This window comes from Streptomyces sp. SS7 (assembly GCF_037993025.1).
Lineage (GTDB): Bacteria > Actinomycetota > Actinomycetes > Streptomycetales > Streptomycetaceae > Streptomyces.
On sequence record NZ_CP141223.1, the window covers coordinates 2,218,190 to 2,234,097 of the forward strand.

The window sequence follows — 15,908 nt, forward strand, 5'->3', positions numbered from 1 at the left end:
GTTCGCACGCGTGACGGAGGGGCCCCGGCGAATCCAGCGCCGGGGCCCCTTCGCGTGCGCGCCGGGCCTCAGTCGTGCCAGGCGCCGAAGTCCTCCAGGAGGCGCTGAAGGGGCTCGAAGACGGCCGGGGTGGCGGCGATCGCCAGGTCGCGCGAGGGAGGCTCTCCGGGGCGTCCACCGGTCAGCGCGCCCGCCTCCCGGGCGATCAGGTCACCCGCGGCGAGGTCCCAGGGGTGCAGTCCGCGCTCGTAGTAGCCGTCGAGGCGGCCGGCGGCCACGTCCGCCAGGTCCACGGCGGCCGACCCGCTGCGCCGGATGTCCCGCAGCAGCGGGACGATCCGCCGGGCCACCTCGGCCTGGTGGGTGCGGACCTCCGTGACGTAGTTGAAGCCGGTGGAGACCAGGGCCTGGTCGAGCGGGGCCGGGGCCCGGCAGGACAGCTCCCGCTCGCCGTCCCGGGCGCCGGTCGCGCGGGCGCCACGACCGCGCACGGCGTGGTACGACTCCCCGCGCATCGGGATCTCCACGACCCCGACGACGGTCTCGCCGTCCTGCTCGGCGGCGATGGAGACGGCCCAGGTGGGCAGGCCGTAGAGGTAGTTGACCGTGCCGTCGAGGGGGTCGATCACCCAGCGGATGCCGGTGCTGCCGGGGCTGGCGGCGCCCTCCTCGCCGAGGAAGCCGTCATGGGGGCGGTGCTCGGAGATCAGCCCGGTGATCAGCTTCTCGGCGGCGATGTCCATCTCGGTGACCACGTCGATCGGGCTCGACTTGGTGGCGGCCACCGCGAGGTCGGCCGGGCGGCCGTCCCGCAGCAGCGCGCCGGCCCGGCGGGCGGCCTCCCGGGCGAGTGCGAGCAGATCGGCGTGGAGGGGGTCGGTCACGGGGTTCCTCACGCGTAGGGGCTGTCGGCGCCGGCGGCGGCGGGGCGGGGCGCGCGGGCCGGGCAGCAGCCGACGGGGCACAGGTCGTGGCTCGCGCCGAGCGCGCCGAGGGCGCACGGGGTGACCGGCCGGCCGGTCTCGGCCGCGGCACGCTCCAGGACCAGCTCGCGTACGGCGGCGGCGAACCTCGGGTCGGCGCCGACGGTGGCCGAGCGGCGCACCGGCAGGCCGAGTTCCGTGGCCTTGGCCGTGGCCTCGGTGTCGAGGTCGTAGAGGACCTCCATGTGGTCGGAGACGAAGCCGATGGGGGCCATCACGACGGCGGGGACGCCGGCCGCGTGGCGCTCCTCGAGGTGGTCGCAGATGTCGGGCTCCAGCCAGGGGATGTGCGGGGCGCCGGAGCGGGACTGGTAGACGAGCTGCCAGGGGTGGTCGACGCCGGTGCGCTCGCGGACGGCGTCGGCGATCGTACGGGCCACGTCCAGGTGCTGCCTCACGTACGCCCCGCCGTCGCCGTGGTCCTCTTCGGGGCCGGAGGTGTCGGCCGAGGCGTCGGGGATCGAGTGGGTGGAGAAGGCGAGGTGGGCGCCGTCGCGGACGTCCTCGGGGAGGTCGGCGAGGGACCGGAGGACGCCGTCGATCATGGGCTCCAGGAAACCCGGGTGGTTGAAGTAGTGCCGCAGCTTGTCGATCCGGGGCAGCGGCAGGCCCTCGGCCTCCAGCGCGGCCAGCGAGTCGGCGAGGTTCTCGCGGTACTGGCGGCAGCCCGAGTAGGAGGCGTAGGCGCTGGTGGCGAGGACGAGGATGCGACGGCGGCCGTCGGCGACCATCTCGCGCAGGGTGTCGGTGAGGTAGGGGGCCCAGTTGCGGTTGCCCCAGTAGACCGGCAGGTCCAGGCCGTGATCGGCGAAGTCCTTGCGCAGGGCGTCCAGGAGGGCGCGGTTCTGGTCGTTGATGGGGCTGACCCCGCCGAACAGGAAGTAGTGCCGGCCGACCTCCTTGAGGCGTTCCTTCGGGATGCCGCGCCCGCGGGTCACGTTCTCCAGGAACGGGACCACGTCGTCCGGGCCTTCCGGGCCGCCGAAGGAGAGCAGGAGCAGGGCGTCGTAGGGGGTGGCATCGAGCGCGTCTGGCATGACTCCGATCCTGCCACCCGCCCCCGACAGCCGAGAAACGGCGGGGGCAGACGGGGGCAGACGGGGGCAGACGGGGCGGCAGCGGGCGCGGAACCGGGGTGCCCGCGGGGACGCGCGCGCCGGTGGCGCCGGTGCGGGCCGGTACGACCGGCGGGTGCAGGCCCGTACGGCCGGTACGGGCCAGTGCGCCCGATACGGACCGGTGCAGCCGGTGCACCCGTGCGGCCCGGTCCAGCAGGGGCGCCGGTGCGGGCCGGTACCGCCGGTGCAGGCCGGTCCAGCCGGTGCGGACCGGTGCGCCCGGTGGGGACCGGTGCAGCCGGTGCGAACCGGTCCAGCCGGAGCGGCCGGTCCAGCCGGAGCGGCCAGTGCGGACCGGTACGCCCGGTGGGGACCGGACGCCCGTTGCAGCCGGTGCGAACCGGTGCAGTCGCTGCAGGCCGGTGCCCCCGGCCCAGGCCGGTGCAGCAGGTGCAGGCCGGTGCAGTCGCTGCAGGCCGGTGCATTAGGGTTGCCTAACTCGTAAGCTGTATGGGTTGCCTTCGCGCCTTACCGGGCGTGACCGGGCACGCACCGACGAGCCGCTTTACTTGTCCCGCCGCGCGGAGCCGCCACGCGCGCGTGACCGGACCGACCGGAGACACCGTGCCCAGCCCGTACCGCGCCCTGTTCGCCGCCCCCGGCTCCAAGGGCTTCTCCGCCGCGGGGTTCCTCGGCCGGATGCCGTTGTCGATGATGGGCATCGGCGTGGTCACGATGGTCTCCCAGCTGACCGGGCGCTACGGCCTCGCGGGCGCGCTGTCGGCGACGATCGCGCTGGCGGCGGCGGTGGCCGGCCCGCAGATATCCCGCCTGGTGGACCAGTACGGCCAGCGCCGGGTGCTGCGTCCGGCGACGCTCTTCGCGCTGGCCGCGGCGGCCGGGCTGCTGCTGGCCGCTCACTTCCGCCTGCCGGACTGGGTGCTGTTCGTGTGCGCCGCCGGCATCGGCGCGGTACCGAGTCTCGGCGCGATGGTGAGGGCCCGGTGGGCGGCCCTGTACCGGGGCACCCCGCAGCTGCACACGGCGTACTCCTTCGAGTCCGTGGTGGACGAGGTGTGCTTCATCTTCGGGCCGATCATCTCGATCGGGCTGTCCACGGTCTGGTTCCCGGAGGCGGGCCCGTTGCTGGCGGCCTGCTTCCTCGCGGCCGGGGTCTTCTGGCTGACGGCACAACGGGCCACCGAGCCCGTGCCGCACCCGCGCGAGCAGCGCGGCGGCGGCAGCGCCCTGCGCTCGCCCGGTCTGCAGGTCCTGGTGGTGACGTTCGTGGCGACCGGAACGATCTTCGGCGCGGTCGACGTCGTCACGGTCGCCTTCGCCGACGAGCGGGGCCACAAGGGCGCGGCGAGCGTGGTGCTGGCGCTCTACGCGGCCGGTTCCTGTGCCGCCGGGCTCGTCTTCGGCCTGCTGCGGCTGCGGGGAGCGCCGGAAAAGCGCTGGCTGCTGGGCGTGTTCATGATGGCCGTGAGTATGATCCCCCTCCTACTGGTCGGAAACTTGCCGTTTCTGGCCGTGGCGCTGTTCGCTGCGGGACTGGCCATCGCTCCGACGATGATCACCACCATGTCCCTCATCGAAGAGCACGTACCACGCGCACAATTGACCGAGGGCATGACCTGGATCAGCACCGGGCTCGCGGTCGGGGTGGCGCTCGGCTCCTCCATCGCCGGCTGGGTCATCGACGCGGCCGGGGCACAGGCCGGGTACGGGGTTCCGGCGGTGTCCGGGGCCGTCGCGGTCGCGGTCGGTTTCCTCGGGTACCGCCGGCTCGGCAGGCCGGCTCCGGGTCGGGGAGGCACCCTTGAGCACCACAACGAGCGGGAAGAACGGCACGTGGCGTAACTGGGGCGGCAATGTGACCGCCCGCCCCGCGCGGGAGGTGATGCCCGCCTCCGTCGACGAGCTGGCCGCGGCCGTGCGCCGGGCGGCCGAGGACGGCCTGAAGGTGAAGGCGGTCGGTACCGGCCATTCCTTCACCTCGATCGCCGCCACGGACGGCGTATTGATCCGCCCTCAACTGTTGACCGGTATCCGCAGGATCGACCGGGACACCATGACGGTCACGGTCGAGGCCGGCACCCCGCTCAAGAGACTCAACATGGCGCTCCTGCGCGAGGGCCTCTCGCTCACCAACATGGGCGACATCATGGAACAGACGGTCTCCGGGGCCACCAGCACCGGCACCCACGGCACCGGCCGTGACTCCGGCTCGATCGCCGCACAGATCAAGGGCCTGGAGCTGGTGACGGCGGACGGCTCGGTGCTCAGCTGTTCGGAGAAGGAGAACCCGGAGGTCTTCGCGGCCGCCCGGATCGGCCTCGGCGCCCTGGGCGTCGTCACCGCGATCACCTTCGCCGTGGAGCCGGTCTTCCTCCTCACCGCTCGCGAGGAGCCGATGCCGTTCGACAAGGTCCTCGCCGACTTCGACGAGCTGTGGGCGGAGAACGAGCACTTCGAGTTCTACTGGTTCCCGCACACCGGGAACACCAACACCAAGCGCAACAACCGCAGCGCGGGCCCGAGCAAGCCGGTGAGCCAGGTCTCGGGCTGGATCGAGGACGAGTTCCTCTCCAACGGCGTGTTCCAGGTGGCGCAGTGGGTCGGCCGGGCGGTGCCCGCGACGATCCCGGCGATCGCGCAGATCTCCAGCAAGGCGCTGTCGGCGCGCACCTACACCGACGTCCCCTACAAGGTCTTCACCTCTCCGCGCCGGGTGCGCTTCGTGGAGATGGAGTACGCCGTCCCGCGCGCGGCCGTCACCGAGGTGCTGCGTGAGCTGAAGGCGATGGTCGAGCGCTCCGGCCTGCGGGTCAGCTTCCCCGTCGAGGTGCGCACCGCGCCGGCCGACGACATCGCGCTGTCCACCGCCTCCGGCCGCGACACTGCGTACGTCGCCGTCCACATGGTCAAGGGGACGGCGTACCAGGGGTACTTCACGGCCGCCGAGCGGATCTTCACCGCACACGAGGGCCGGCCGCACTGGGGCAAGGTGCACACGCGCGACGCGGAGTACTTCGCGCGGGTCTATCCGCGTTTCGGGGAGTTCACGGCGCTGCGTGACCGGCTCGACCCCGGCCGTCTGTTCCAGAACGACTACCTGCGGAGGGTTCTCGGGGCGTGACCCGACCGGCGACCGGGTCCGTGACTGCACGGCGACCGGGCCCGCTCGCCGTGGCGGAAAACGTATGAAGCGCTCCCGGCGGTTCCGATTCGGGAGATTGCGTGAAGTGTGCCACTTCCAAGATCACAGAAACCGCGTAACGGGCGGCCAAGTCGCACCTCTTGCCAGAAGTTGAGCGGCGCGCCAATCCACGCACGTGGCCCAAATGGAGTACTGTTGCGAGCCTTGGGCCCGGGCCCCCTACAGGGTGTCCTGGGCCTTGCTGGACCGCCGGGAGGGGACTAGTTGCACAGGGTGACGGTGTTGGTCACTTAGCGTGGCGAACAGGTAACCGTGCCATAACGGCGATCCAGGGCCCGCGCCCGACACGCCGGGCAACTCGGCAAGGTTGTGGCAGGCTGCACCCGGGCAGGCCACACTCGACTAGCGGAAGCAGCGACGCACGTGACGTCGGCAGGCACCACCCGGGAGGTCCCCATGCCCGAACTGCGTGTCGTGGCCGTCTCGAATGACGGCACACGGCTGGTGCTGAAGGCTGCGGACAGCACGGAGTACACGCTTCCGATCGATGAGCGTCTGCGCGCCGCCGTCCGCGGCGACCGTCCCCGCCTCGGCCAGATCGAGATCGAGGTGGAGAGCCATCTCCGCCCCCGAGACATCCAGGCGCGTATACGAGCCGGTGCGACCGCGGAAGAGGTCGCCCAGATGGCGGGCATCCCGGTCGACCGGGTCCGCCGCTTCGAGGGGCCCGTGCTGGCCGAACGCGCCTTCATGGCCGAGCGGGCCCGCAAGACCCCCGTCCGCAGGCCCGGCGAGAACGCCGCGGGACCCCAGCTCGGCGAGGCCGTCCAGGAGCGGCTGCTGCTGCGCGGCGCCGACAAGGACACCGTCCAGTGGGACTCCTGGCGCCGCGACGACGGGACCTGGGAGGTCCTGCTCGTCTACTGCGTCGCGGGCGAACCGCACTCGGCGAGCTGGACCTACGACCCGCCCCGGCGACTGGTCCAGGCCGTCGACGACGAGGCGCGCTCGCTGATCGGCGAGTCCGACGACCTCGCCGCCCCGGAGCCCAGCTTTCCGTTCGTCCCCCGTATCGCGCGGCTGCCGCGCGACCGTTCGATGGACCGTGCGCTGGAGCGCCCGAGCCTGCCCGCCCAACCGTCCGAACCGGCCGAGGAGAGCATCGGCGAGCGTGAGCGGGACTCGCTGACCAGCCTGCTGGAGGCGGTGCCGAGCTTCCGCGGCGACATGGTCGTCCCGGAGCGCCCCGCCGAGCCCGCGGAGGAGCCGGAGGAGCAGGAACCGGAGGCCGAGGAGCCCCCGGCGCCCGCCGCCTCCGCCGGTTCCGCGTACGCCGACGTCCTGATGCCGCGTTCGGTCGGCAGCCACCGCGACCGGCTGATCGGCGCCACCGACCGGCAGGCCGAGGCGGACGGGGTCCGTCCCGGACGCCGGGCCGCCGTGCCCAGCTGGGACGAGATCGTGTTCGGGACGCGCCGCAAGAAACAGGAGTGACGGGACCGGGACGCCGTACGGCGGCGCGGTCCCGGCCTTCGCCGGTTCGGGTAATTCGGTTTGCACGACGATCCATACGTACGGAGGGGCCGCACCTGCTCGGTGCGGCCCCTCCGTATGTCCGGATGCGAGGCAGGTCACTGTGGGTCGGGGCCCACCGCGACCGGCCGGGCCGGGTCCGAGGACCACTCCGACCAGGAGCCCACGTACAGGTCCGCCGGGATGCCGGCCACCGCCAGCGCCAGCACCTCGTGGGCGCCGGAGACGCCCGAGCCGCAGTACACACCCACCTCGGTGCCGTCGGACGCACCCAGCGCCTTGAAGCGGTCGTGCAGTTCCTCGGCGGGCAGGAACCGGCCGTCGGGGGCGACGTTGTCGGTGGTGGGCGCCGACACCGCGCCCGGGATGTGCCCGCCGACCCGGTCGATCGGCTCGACCTCGCCCCGGTAGCGCTCCCCCGCACGCGCGTCGAACAGCACCCCGGCGCGTGCCCGTTCGGCGGCACCGTCCGCGTCGAGCAGGCCCGCGGCGCCCGCCACGGGCACGAAGTCGCCCTCCACGCGCGCGGGGACGTCCGTCGAGAGCTCGCCGCGCCACTGCGGCAGCCCGCCGTCGAGGACCCGCACGTCCGGGTGACCCGTCCAGCGCAGCAGCCACCAGGCGCGGGCGGCGGCCCAGCCCTGTCCCCCGTCGTACACGACGACCGGCCGGGCGGCCGACACCCCCGCCCGGCGCATCGCCGCGCCGAACTCCGCCAGATCGGGCAGCGGATGGCGGCCTGCCACGCCTGCCGTGCCCGCGAGTTCGCGGTCCAGGTCGACGTAGACCGCGCCGGGCACATGTCCGGCCGCGTAGGCGGCCCTGCCGTCGAAGGGCGGCTCACCGGCCGCCTTCGCCACGGTGAGCTGCCAGCGGACGTCGAGGACGACGGGCGGGTTCTCCCCCGCCAGGTCGCCGCCGAGTTCGGTTGCGGTGATGATGGCGTTCATGGTCCCCATCCTCGCGCACGGGGGTGGCCCCCACGCTCCGCTCCGGCTACTCTGCTCGGCCGGACAGGGTCGGTCACGGGGCGTACGGGATCGAGCACATGCCGTACAGAAGGTCGCCCTACGGCGACCACCGCGTGTATCCCGGCGGGAAACCCCCCATCAGGCATCCTCCGAGGGCGGAAGCGACACGGCCACCGCGAGGGGCCGGGGAGAGAGGGACGATGACCGAGGCACGCGGGTCGGCCGGCCCGAGCGGCGCAGCGCAGGCCCGGTACGCGCCCGGTACACCCTGTTGGGTGAGACTGATGGTGCACGGATTGACGGCCACGCAGGAGTTCTACGGCGCTCTCTTCGGCTGGGAGTTCCAGCCCGGTCCGCAGCAGCTCGGCCCCTACGTCCGGGCCCTCCTCGACGGCCGTGAGGTCGCCGGGATCGGCCAACTGCCCCCGGACCGGCATCTCCCCGTCGCCTGGACGCCGTACCTCGCCTCGGACGACGTGGACACGAGCGCCGAGACGGTGCGGCTGTGCGGCGGCACCATCGGGGTCGGCCCGCTGGACGCCGCGGAGGCCGGGCGGCTCGCGATCGGCTCCGATCCGTCCGGCGCCGTCTTCGGCATCTGGCAGGCGGCGGCCCACCGCGGCACGAACATCACCGGGGTCCCCGGCACCCCCGCCTGGAACGAACTGGTGACCTTCGAGACCGCGAGCGTCACCAAGTTCTACGAGACGGTCTTCGGCTACACCCAGGAGGCGGAGGTGTCCGCCGACTTCGACTACGTGACCCTGCACATCGGCGGGCACCCGGTGGCCGGCATCCACGGTGTGGGCAACGCCCTGCCCCGGGACCGGGGTCCGCACTGGGTGACGTACTTCGAAGTGGCCGACGTGGACGCCTCCCTCGCACTCGTCACCGACCTCGGCGGCCACGTCCTCGGACCGGCCCGGGACAGCGCCCACGGGCGCGTGGCCACCGTCAGCGATCCCGAGGGGGCCCGCTTCGCCCTGATCGAGGGGCCGCTCTGAGGCGCTCACGGCAGACGAACACCTTCTTGACGAGTCACCCTGACGGTGTTGCGGATGCGCTTGGTGCGGCCGGCCCGGGCGAGGATCTCGAGTGCTTCCGTGTCCGTCCCGGCGGCGGTCTTGAGCTGGAGCCAGTCGGATGACGCGATCAGGTCCTCCGGCTGCCAGGGAAGGTGGAGCGTGATGGCGCGGAAGAGCGACCACTCCCGCAGGCGCTGAGCCGGGTAGGGATGGCCGCTCGTGGCCTGAGCCATCGTCCGGTCCGGGTCGGCGTCCGGGGAGGCAAGGCCCCCAACGGTAGGTGGAGCTCGCCCCGTTCAGCCGAGTTCGCAGTCGGAGCCCACCGGCAGGACGTCCGGTGAGAGCGCGCCGGCGCGGGTGGAGGCGCTGGTCATGCGGCGCCGGAAGTGGCGGCGGCACAGGACCTCGTAGGCGACGGTGTCCGCCTGGTCCACGTCGCCGACGACGACCTGGGCGCCCTCGACCACCATGGCGCCGCCGACCGTACGGGCGTTGTGGGTGGCGCGGGCGCCGCACCAGCACAGGGCCTCGACCTGGAGGACCTCGACGCGGTCGGCGAGTTCGACGAGCCGCTGGGAGCCGGGGAAGAGCTTGGAGCGGAAGTCCGTGGTGATGCCGAACGCGTAGACGTCTATCCCGAGATCGTCCACCACGCGCGCGAGCTGGTCGATCTGCTCCTCGGCGAGGAACTGCGCCTCGTCCGCGATGACGTAGTCCGCGCGGCGGCCCTGGGAGAGGTGGTCGACGAGGTAGGCGTACAGGTCCTGGCCGTCCTCGACCTCGACCGCGTCGGTGACGAGGCCCAGGCGGGAGGAGAGCTTGCCCTGGCCCGCGCGGTCGTCGCGGGTGAAGATCATGCCCTGCAGTCCGCGCGCGGAACGGTTGTGCTCGATCTGGAGAGCCAGCGTCGACTTCCCGCAGTCCATGGTTCCGGAGAAGAACACCAGCTCGGGCATGGTGAGGGGGGAACCTTTCGGTGGGGAGGTCGGTGGCGACGGGGGACGTGCGGGCGTCAGGAGCGTACTTCGAGCAGCGGGACGAGCTGCTCGGCAGGGGTCATCGAGCCGTGGTTGCCGACCATGGCCGACTCCTTGGGCTCCCGCTCGGAGGCGATGATCAGGACGTCGTCCCGGGCGGCCGCGATCACGTCGCCGAGCCGGTCGTACACACGGTCGTCTATGTGCGGCCCGAACCAGCCCGCGGCGATCGCCTCGTCCCGCGAGGCCACCCAGAACTGCTCGCCGAGCACCTCGCGCCAGCAGGTCAGCACGTCGTCGGCGGCACCGGGGACGGCGTAGACATGGCGGGCCCGGCCCTCGCCGCCGAGCAGGGCGACTCCGGCGCGCAGCTCCCAGTCCTCGTCGAAGTCGATGCGGTGCTGCTCGTCGAAGGGGATGTCGAGCATGCCGTGGTCGGCGGTGACGTAGAGCGCGCTGCGCGGGGGCAGTTGCTCGGCGAGGCGCTGGACCAGCCGGTCGACGTACATGAGCTGGCCGCGCCAGGTGTCGGAGGCGACGCCGTAGCGGTGGCCCGCGCCGTCCAGTTCGGCGTAGTACGTGTAGACGAGGGAGCGGTCGCCGGCGGCGAGCTGCGCGGCGGCGAGGTCCATGCGCTCCTCGCCGGTGAGCCGCCCGTGGAACGTGCCGCCGCTGAGCGCGACCTTGGTCAGCGGGGTGTTCTGGAAGGCGGGTGAGGAGACCTGCGCGGCGTGCACGCCCGCCCGGTCGGCGAGCTGGAAGACGGTGGGGTACGGCTGCCAGGTGTGCGGCGCGGTCCACGGGTGCCAGCGCAGCTGGTTCATCAGCTCGCCGGTGGCCGGGTCGCGCACGGTGTAGCCGGGCAGGCCGTGGGCGCCCGGCGGGAGACCGGTGCCGACGGAGGCGAGGGAGGTCGCGGTGGTCGCCGGGTAGCCGGCGGTGAGCGGGCGGCCGGTGCCGCCGCGGGAGCCGCCGAGCAGCGCGTGCAGGTACGGCGCCTCGTCCGGGTGGGCCTTGATCTGCTCCCAGCCGAGGCCGTCGATCAGGAAGACGCAGTTCCGGTCGGCCGGGGTGAGCTCCTCGATCGCCGCGGTCACCCCGGGCACGCCCATGCCGGCGGCGAGTGTGGGCAGCAGGTCGGCGAGGGAGCCGGTGCCGTACTCGGGGACGGGGGCGGAGGAGACGGCGAGGGGTTCGGGGTGGTCCCAGGAGGCGGGGGCGGCCATCAGCGGGAGGTGTCCGCGGTCGCCTCGGAGAGCGCCTGGGCGAAGACGAGCGCCTGGCGCACCGTCTCCGGTCCGTCGCCCGCCTCGCTGACGCGCAGGCTGAGGTCGTCCGCCGTGGAGTTGCCCGTGTAGCCGTGGTCGGCGTCGCAGTTGGGGTCGCCGCAGGCGGCCGGCTCCAGGTCGATGCGGGAGACGGCGCCCCAGCCGATGGTCAGCACGACCTCGCGGGGCAGGGTGCCCGGGGTGTAGGACTCCGGGTTCGCGACCACGCGGCTGAGGACGACCGAGGAGATCCGGCCGAGCTTCACCGACTCCGTGGACGTCGTGGCGTACGGCGTCGGGGAGGTGGTGTCGGCGGCCTGCTCGTCGGTGTGGCTGACGATGAAGCGGTTGCCGGTGAGGACCAGCACGGTCACATGCCGGCGCACCTCGTTCTGGTCGAACGTGGTCTCCTGGTGGACCAGGTACGACCGGATCGGCTCGCCGCCGACGGCGGCCTCCACCGCCTCGGCCACGAGGGCCGGGTAGTAGCCGCTGCGCTCGATCGCCGCGCGCAGCCCCTGGGTCGTCGTACTGGTCTTGGCCATGCCGTCCATCCTACGGGGACCCACTGACTGCGAGGCACCGCTCGGGGGCGCCCGGTCCGGGGCCGTGCGGGGCGTCCGGCCCGTCAGTACGCCGGCAGGGTCCGCGGGCCCAGGTCGTCGCGGGCCGGGGGCGGGGCGAGGCGGACCGAGGCGCCCAGGACGCTGACGCCGTGCCGGGCGACGACGACCGGCTCCAGCGTGACCGCGACGACCTCGGGGTGGTCGTCGACCAGGCGGGAGACGCGCAGCAGCAGCTCTTCGAGGGCGGGGGTGTCGACCGGGGCGGCACCGCGCCAGCCGAAGAGCAGAGGGGCCGTGCGGATCGAGCGGATCAGGGAGGTCGCGTCGCGGTCGGTCACCGGCACCAGGCGGTGCGCCATGTCGCCGAGCAGCTGGGAGGCCGCTCCGGCGAGCCCGAAGGAGAGCACGGCCCCGGCCGCCGGGTCGATGACCGCGCGGACGACGGTGTCGACCCCGCGCGGAGCCATCGCCTGGACGACCGGACGGATCTCCTCCGGCCTGCCGAACAGCTCGGTCAACTCGGCGTACGCCCGCAGCAGTTGTTCCTCGTCGGCGAGGTCGAGGCGGACGCCGCCCAGGTCGGCGCGGTGGCGCAGGTGCGGGGCGGTGGCCTTGAGGGCGACGGGGTAGCCGAGCGCGCCGGCGGCGCAGGCCGCCTCGTCGGGGGTGGGCGCGGGGGTGGCGCGGCGGGGGTGGACGCCGTAGTGGCCGAGCAGCTCGCAGGTCTCCTCGGTGCCGAGGGTGAGGCCCTGCCCGCGGGAGAGGAGCCCGTCGATCAGCCGGGCGGCGCCCTTCTCGTCGATGTCGTCGTAGGCGGGCACCCGGCCGGGGTCGGCGGCCTCGCGTCGCCACTGTCCGTACTTCACCGCTTCGGCGAGGGCGCGTACGGCGCGTTCGGCGGCGGGGTAGGCGGGGATGAGGTGGGCACCCGCGGGGGCCTCCACCGCTGGGGCGCCCGCGGGGGCGCCGGTCCGGGGCGGTGTCGTGTCACGCGTGCGTGCGCCGGCTCCGGCGCGCGGTGCGGTGCTGGTCGCGGCGGACAGCGCGGCGGCGAGGCCGCCGAGTTCCACGTGGACGACGAGGACCGGTTTGGCGGGGGCCGCGGCGGCCGCCGAGCGCAGGGCCTGGGCGAGGGCCGCGTCGCTGGGCGAGGTCTCGCCGATCGCGGGGATCGCCGTCACCACGACCGCGTCGCAGGTCTCGTCGGCGAGGGCCCGGGCGAGCGCGGCGTGGAAGTCGTCCGCCGACGCCTCGGTGGTCAGGTCCAGCGGGGGCAGCGGGCGCAGCCCCTCGGAGAGGCAGGCGTCGTAGGTCAGCAGGCCGAGCGACTCGGAGTTGCCGAGGATGGCGACCCGGGGTCCGGTCGGCAGGGGCTGGCGGGCGAGCAGCAGGCCCGCGTCGACCAGTTCGGTGATGGTGTCGACGCGGATGACGCCGGCCTGGCGCAGCAGCGCCGACACGGTGGCGTGCGGGAGCCGGGTAGCGCGGACGGCGTGGCCCTGCGGGGCGGAGCCGGAGCCCTGGACGACCACCAGGGGCTTGACCGCCGCGGTGCGCCGGGCGAGGCGGGTGAACTTGCGGGGGTTGCCGATGGATTCGAGGTACATCAGGGCGACGTCCGTGTCCGGGTCGTCGTACCAGTACTGGAGGACGTCGTTGCCCGAGACGTCCGCGCGGTTGCCGGAGGAGACGAAGGTGGAGACCCCGGTGGTGCCGGTGACGCCGCCGCCGCGCCGGTGCAGCCGGGACAGCAGGGCGATGCCGATGGCGCCGGACTGGGCGAACAGTCCGATGCGGCCGGGGCGCGGCATCTCGGGGGCGAGCGAGGCGTTGAGCCGGACCTGCGGCGAGGTGTTGATGACGCCGAACGCGTTGGGGCCGATGATCCGCATGCCGTAGGCGCGTGCGTGGCGGACGAGGGCGCGCTGGCGTTCGCGGCCGTCGGGGCCGCTCTCGGCGTAACCGGCGGAGAGCACGACGAGGCCCTGGACGCCGTGCTCCCCGCACTCGCGGACGACCTCGGGCACGTCCTCGGCGGGGACGGCGACGATCCCGAGGTCGACGGGGCCGGCGATCTCGCGCACCGAGCGGTGGGCGGGGATGCCGTCGATGTCCTTGAGGTCCTCGGGGAAGGCCCGGTTCACGGCGTACAGCGGGCCGGTGAAGCCCGCCGCACGGAGGTTGCCGAGGACGCTGCGGCCGACGCCGCCGGGGGCACGTCCGGTGCCGAACACGGCGACCGAGCCGGGTGCCAGCAGCCGTCGTACGGAGTGGGACTCGGCGCGCTGCTCCCGCGCGCGCTGCACGGCCAGGGACCGCGCGGTGGGTTCGAGGTCCAGCTCCAGGCGGACGACGCCGTCCTCGAAACTGCGCTGCTGGGTGTAGCCGGCGTCCGTGAACACCTTGATCATCTTGGTGTTGGCGGGCAGTACCTCGGCGGCGAACCGGCGGATGTCGCGCTCGCGCGCGACGGCCGCGATGTGTTCGAGGAGGGCGGAGGCGACGCCGCGCCCCTGGTGGGCGTCCTGGACCAGGAAGGCGACCTCGGCCTCGTCGGCGGGTGCGGAGGCGGGCATGCCGTCGGCACCAATGCGGTCATAGCGTACGGTGGCGATGAACTCGCCGCCGACCGTGGCCGCGAGTCCCACCCTGTCCACAAAGTCGTGGTGCGTGAAGCGGTGGACGTCCTTCGCGGACAGTCGCGGGTAGGGCGCGAAGAAGCGGTAGTACTTCGACTCGTCCGAGACCTGCTCGTAGAAGCTGACCAGGCGCTCGGCGTCATCGACGGTGATGGGGCGGATGCGCGCGGTGCCGCCGTCGCGCAGCACCACGTCGGCTTCCCAGTGGGCGGGGTACTCGTGCCGGTCCGAGGCGCTCTGCATGGGGCCCAGAGTACGGCTCGCGTACGACAACGGCGCGGGGCAGTCTGTGGAGGACGGGGGCCGGATCGAGGCCGCGATCCGGTGACCGCCCGAGGGACGGGACGTTCGACCCGTTCCTCACCGGCTTCACGTGTGGAACACTGGTCTAGACAACACCGGTCTAGACAACCTGAGAACCGAAGGGCAGCAACACATGGCTGAGCGCCGCGTCAACGTCGGCTGGGCCGAGGGCCTCCACGCCCGCCCCGCTTCCATCTTCGTCCGAGCCGCCACGGCCGCAGGCGTCCCGGTGACGATCGCCAAGGCCGACGGCAACCCCGTCAACGCGGCCTCCATGCTGGCCGTCCTCGGCCTCGGCGCGAAGGGTGGCGAGGAGATCGTCCTCGCCTCCGACGCCGAGGGCGCGGACGTCGCGCTGGACCGGCTGGCCAAGCTGGTCGCCGAGGGTCTCGAGGAACTCCCCGAGACCGTCTGACGCACCCGCCGGGCCGTGTCACCTTCGAAGGTGACACGGCCCGGCTTTTTTTTGCACAAACGGAAACCCGGCCCCGGGCACACCGAAAGCGCGCCTTCGAGAATTCCCGGGCGCGCATGAAAAGGGCAGCGGAAATACTCCTCCGCTGAATATCCCTTCTTTGTATACGGCCCCCGTGTTAATGCCGCAGCCCCGTCATGTTTACGGGAGGTTGCGAAGTCCTCACACGGTCGGCGCGGTCCCCGCCGCCGGCGAAACGCAGGCGGTGCACGGCCGTGGCGCGCTCGGTGTGCAGGGCCGTGACCGTCCGCGCGCGCTCCTGGTCGCCGCGCGCCACCGCGTCCACGATCGCGCCGTGCTCGGCCCAGGACTCCACCGGGTCGGCCGGCGCCTCCACCGCGTACATCCAGGCGATCTTGTGGCGGAGCTGGGTGAGCACCGAGGTCAGGGCATGGCTTCCGGAGGCCTGGGCGAGCGTCTCGTGGAACCAGCCGCCCAGCGAGCGCAGATCCTCGCTGTTGCCCCTGCGGGCCCGCTCCTGGCCCAGCCGGACGAGCCCGCGCAGCACCTTCAGATGCGCCTCCGTGCGGCGCTGGGCGGCCCGGGCGGCCCCCAGCGGCTCCAGGAGCATGCGCATCTCCAGCAGGTCGGCCGCCTCCTGCTCGGTCGGCTCCGCGACGCACGCGCCCGCGTGCCGCCGGGTGACGACGAAGCCCTCGGCCTCCAGGGTGCGCAGCGCCTCCCGGACGGGGACGCGGGAGACGCCGTAGCGGCGGGCGAGGAGTTCCTCGGTGAGACGGCTGCCGCGCTCGTAGACACCCGCGACGATGTCGTCCCGGATGGCCGTGCACACCGAGTGCGCCGGAATACGCATGACAGCCTCCGTCTTAATCCCCGTGAAACGTCGCCGAGCTCCGCCGATTGACGTGTGTTCCGTGACTCTATTGCAATCAGCGGCAATTTCCGAAGGCGGACCGGAATCCAGGGATATTTTTTGGACAGCGGGG

The 15,908-nt window shown here is 73.1% G+C and carries 14 protein-coding genes; 5 read left to right on the top strand and 9 right to left on the bottom strand.

Annotation, left to right across the window (positions count from 1 at the left end; genetic code table 11):
- Positions 1-68 precede the first annotated feature (68 nt).
- Entirely contained in the window at positions 69-884 is an 816-nt protein-coding gene (locus tag U5640_RS09945; protein WP_340375435.1) for an inositol monophosphatase family protein, read from the bottom strand.
- Between the two features lie 8 nt (positions 885-892).
- Positions 893-2,020: a ferrochelatase gene (locus U5640_RS09950; protein WP_340375436.1), complete on the bottom strand. Its 1,128-nt coding sequence runs from the start codon at positions 2,018-2,020 to the stop codon at positions 893-895.
- 645 nt (positions 2,021-2,665) lie between these two features.
- Here U5640_RS09950 and U5640_RS09955 point away from each other — a divergent pair.
- From U5640_RS09955 to sepH, 3 genes are all read left to right on the top strand, one after another.
- Positions 2,666-3,904 (top strand): MFS transporter, encoded by a 1,239-nt coding sequence (locus U5640_RS09955; protein WP_340385026.1) that lies wholly within the window; start codon positions 2,666-2,668, stop codon positions 3,902-3,904.
- Positions 3,864-5,183, top strand: a complete 1,320-nt coding sequence (locus U5640_RS09960) for a D-arabinono-1,4-lactone oxidase (protein ID WP_340375437.1) — start codon at positions 3,864-3,866, stop codon at positions 5,181-5,183. The genes U5640_RS09955 and U5640_RS09960 overlap by 41 nt, the downstream gene beginning before the upstream one ends.
- Before the next feature lie 477 nt (positions 5,184-5,660).
- Entirely contained in the window at positions 5,661-6,698 is a 1,038-nt protein-coding gene (gene sepH, locus U5640_RS09965) for a septation protein SepH (RefSeq protein ID WP_340375438.1), read from the top strand.
- Positions 6,699-6,835: 137 nt separating this feature from the next.
- On the opposite strand, the gene U5640_RS09970 is transcribed toward sepH, so the two are convergent.
- On the bottom strand, positions 6,836-7,687 hold the full coding sequence (locus U5640_RS09970; protein ID WP_340375439.1) for a sulfurtransferase: 852 nt from the start codon (positions 7,685-7,687) through the stop codon (positions 6,836-6,838).
- A 221-nt stretch (positions 7,688-7,908) separates the two neighbouring features.
- On the opposite strand from U5640_RS09970, the gene U5640_RS09975 reads away from it, so the two are divergent.
- Positions 7,909-8,712, top strand: a complete 804-nt coding sequence (locus U5640_RS09975) for a VOC family protein (protein WP_340375440.1) — start codon at positions 7,909-7,911, stop codon at positions 8,710-8,712.
- 5 nt (positions 8,713-8,717) lie between these two features.
- On the opposite strand, the gene U5640_RS09980 is transcribed toward U5640_RS09975, so the two are convergent.
- The 5 genes from U5640_RS09980 to U5640_RS10000 all read right to left on the bottom strand — a co-directional run bounded on the left by U5640_RS09980 (position 8,718) and on the right by U5640_RS10000 (position 14,426).
- Positions 8,718-8,966 (bottom strand): hypothetical protein, encoded by a 249-nt coding sequence (locus U5640_RS09980; RefSeq protein WP_340375441.1) that lies wholly within the window; start codon positions 8,964-8,966, stop codon positions 8,718-8,720.
- Between the two features lie 63 nt (positions 8,967-9,029).
- A complete protein-coding gene (locus tag U5640_RS09985; RefSeq protein ID WP_340375442.1) occupies positions 9,030-9,689 on the bottom strand; it encodes a thymidine kinase in 660 nt (219 codons plus the stop codon).
- 56 nt (positions 9,690-9,745) lie between these two features.
- A complete protein-coding gene (locus tag U5640_RS09990; protein ID WP_340375443.1) occupies positions 9,746-10,936 on the bottom strand; it encodes a nucleotide pyrophosphatase/phosphodiesterase family protein in 1,191 nt (396 codons plus the stop codon).
- Positions 10,936-11,532 (bottom strand): DUF5998 family protein, encoded by a 597-nt coding sequence (locus U5640_RS09995; protein WP_055633546.1) that lies wholly within the window; start codon positions 11,530-11,532, stop codon positions 10,936-10,938. The genes U5640_RS09990 and U5640_RS09995 overlap by 1 nt, the downstream gene beginning before the upstream one ends.
- A gap of 74 nt (positions 11,533-11,606) precedes the next feature.
- Positions 11,607-14,426 carry a GNAT family N-acetyltransferase gene (locus U5640_RS10000; RefSeq protein ID WP_340375444.1) on the bottom strand — a complete coding sequence of 940 codons (2,820 nt, stop codon included), beginning with the start codon at positions 14,424-14,426 and terminating at the stop codon, positions 11,607-11,609.
- A 193-nt stretch (positions 14,427-14,619) separates the two neighbouring features.
- On the opposite strand from U5640_RS10000, the gene U5640_RS10005 reads away from it, so the two are divergent.
- Complete coding sequence (locus U5640_RS10005) at positions 14,620-14,901, top strand: HPr family phosphocarrier protein (RefSeq protein WP_067247392.1); 282 nt, start codon at positions 14,620-14,622, stop codon at positions 14,899-14,901.
- Between the two features lie 178 nt (positions 14,902-15,079).
- Here the strand turns inward: U5640_RS10005 and U5640_RS10010 are convergent, their stop codons facing one another.
- The gene (locus U5640_RS10010) at positions 15,080-15,775 is read right to left on the bottom strand and encodes a GntR family transcriptional regulator (protein WP_340375445.1); all 696 of its coding nucleotides are present in this window, start codon (positions 15,773-15,775) and stop codon (positions 15,080-15,082) included.
- Positions 15,776-15,908: the final 133 nt, after the last annotated feature.

Coding starts and splice junctions, on each gene's coding strand:
- U5640_RS09950 (WP_340375436.1), bottom strand. CDS start 2,020: ATGCCAGACGCGCTCGATGCCACCCCCTACGACGCCCTGCTCCTGCTC.
- sepH (WP_340375438.1), top strand. CDS start 5,661: ATGCCCGAACTGCGTGTCGTGGCCGTCTCGAATGACGGCACACGGCTG.
- U5640_RS09970 (WP_340375439.1), bottom strand. CDS start 7,687: ATGAACGCCATCATCACCGCAACCGAACTCGGCGGCGACCTGGCGGGG.
- U5640_RS09975 (WP_340375440.1), top strand. CDS start 7,909: ATGACCGAGGCACGCGGGTCGGCCGGCCCGAGCGGCGCAGCGCAGGCC.
- U5640_RS09980 (WP_340375441.1), bottom strand. CDS start 8,966: ATGGCTCAGGCCACGAGCGGCCATCCCTACCCGGCTCAGCGCCTGCGG.
- U5640_RS09985 (WP_340375442.1), bottom strand. CDS start 9,689: ATGCCCGAGCTGGTGTTCTTCTCCGGAACCATGGACTGCGGGAAGTCG.
- U5640_RS09990 (WP_340375443.1), bottom strand. CDS start 10,936: ATGGCCGCCCCCGCCTCCTGGGACCACCCCGAACCCCTCGCCGTCTCC.
- U5640_RS09995 (WP_055633546.1), bottom strand. CDS start 11,532: ATGGACGGCATGGCCAAGACCAGTACGACGACCCAGGGGCTGCGCGCG.
- U5640_RS10000 (WP_340375444.1), bottom strand. CDS start 14,426: ATGCAGAGCGCCTCGGACCGGCACGAGTACCCCGCCCACTGGGAAGCC.
- U5640_RS10005 (WP_067247392.1), top strand. CDS start 14,620: ATGGCTGAGCGCCGCGTCAACGTCGGCTGGGCCGAGGGCCTCCACGCC.
- U5640_RS10010 (WP_340375445.1), bottom strand. CDS start 15,775: ATGCGTATTCCGGCGCACTCGGTGTGCACGGCCATCCGGGACGACATC.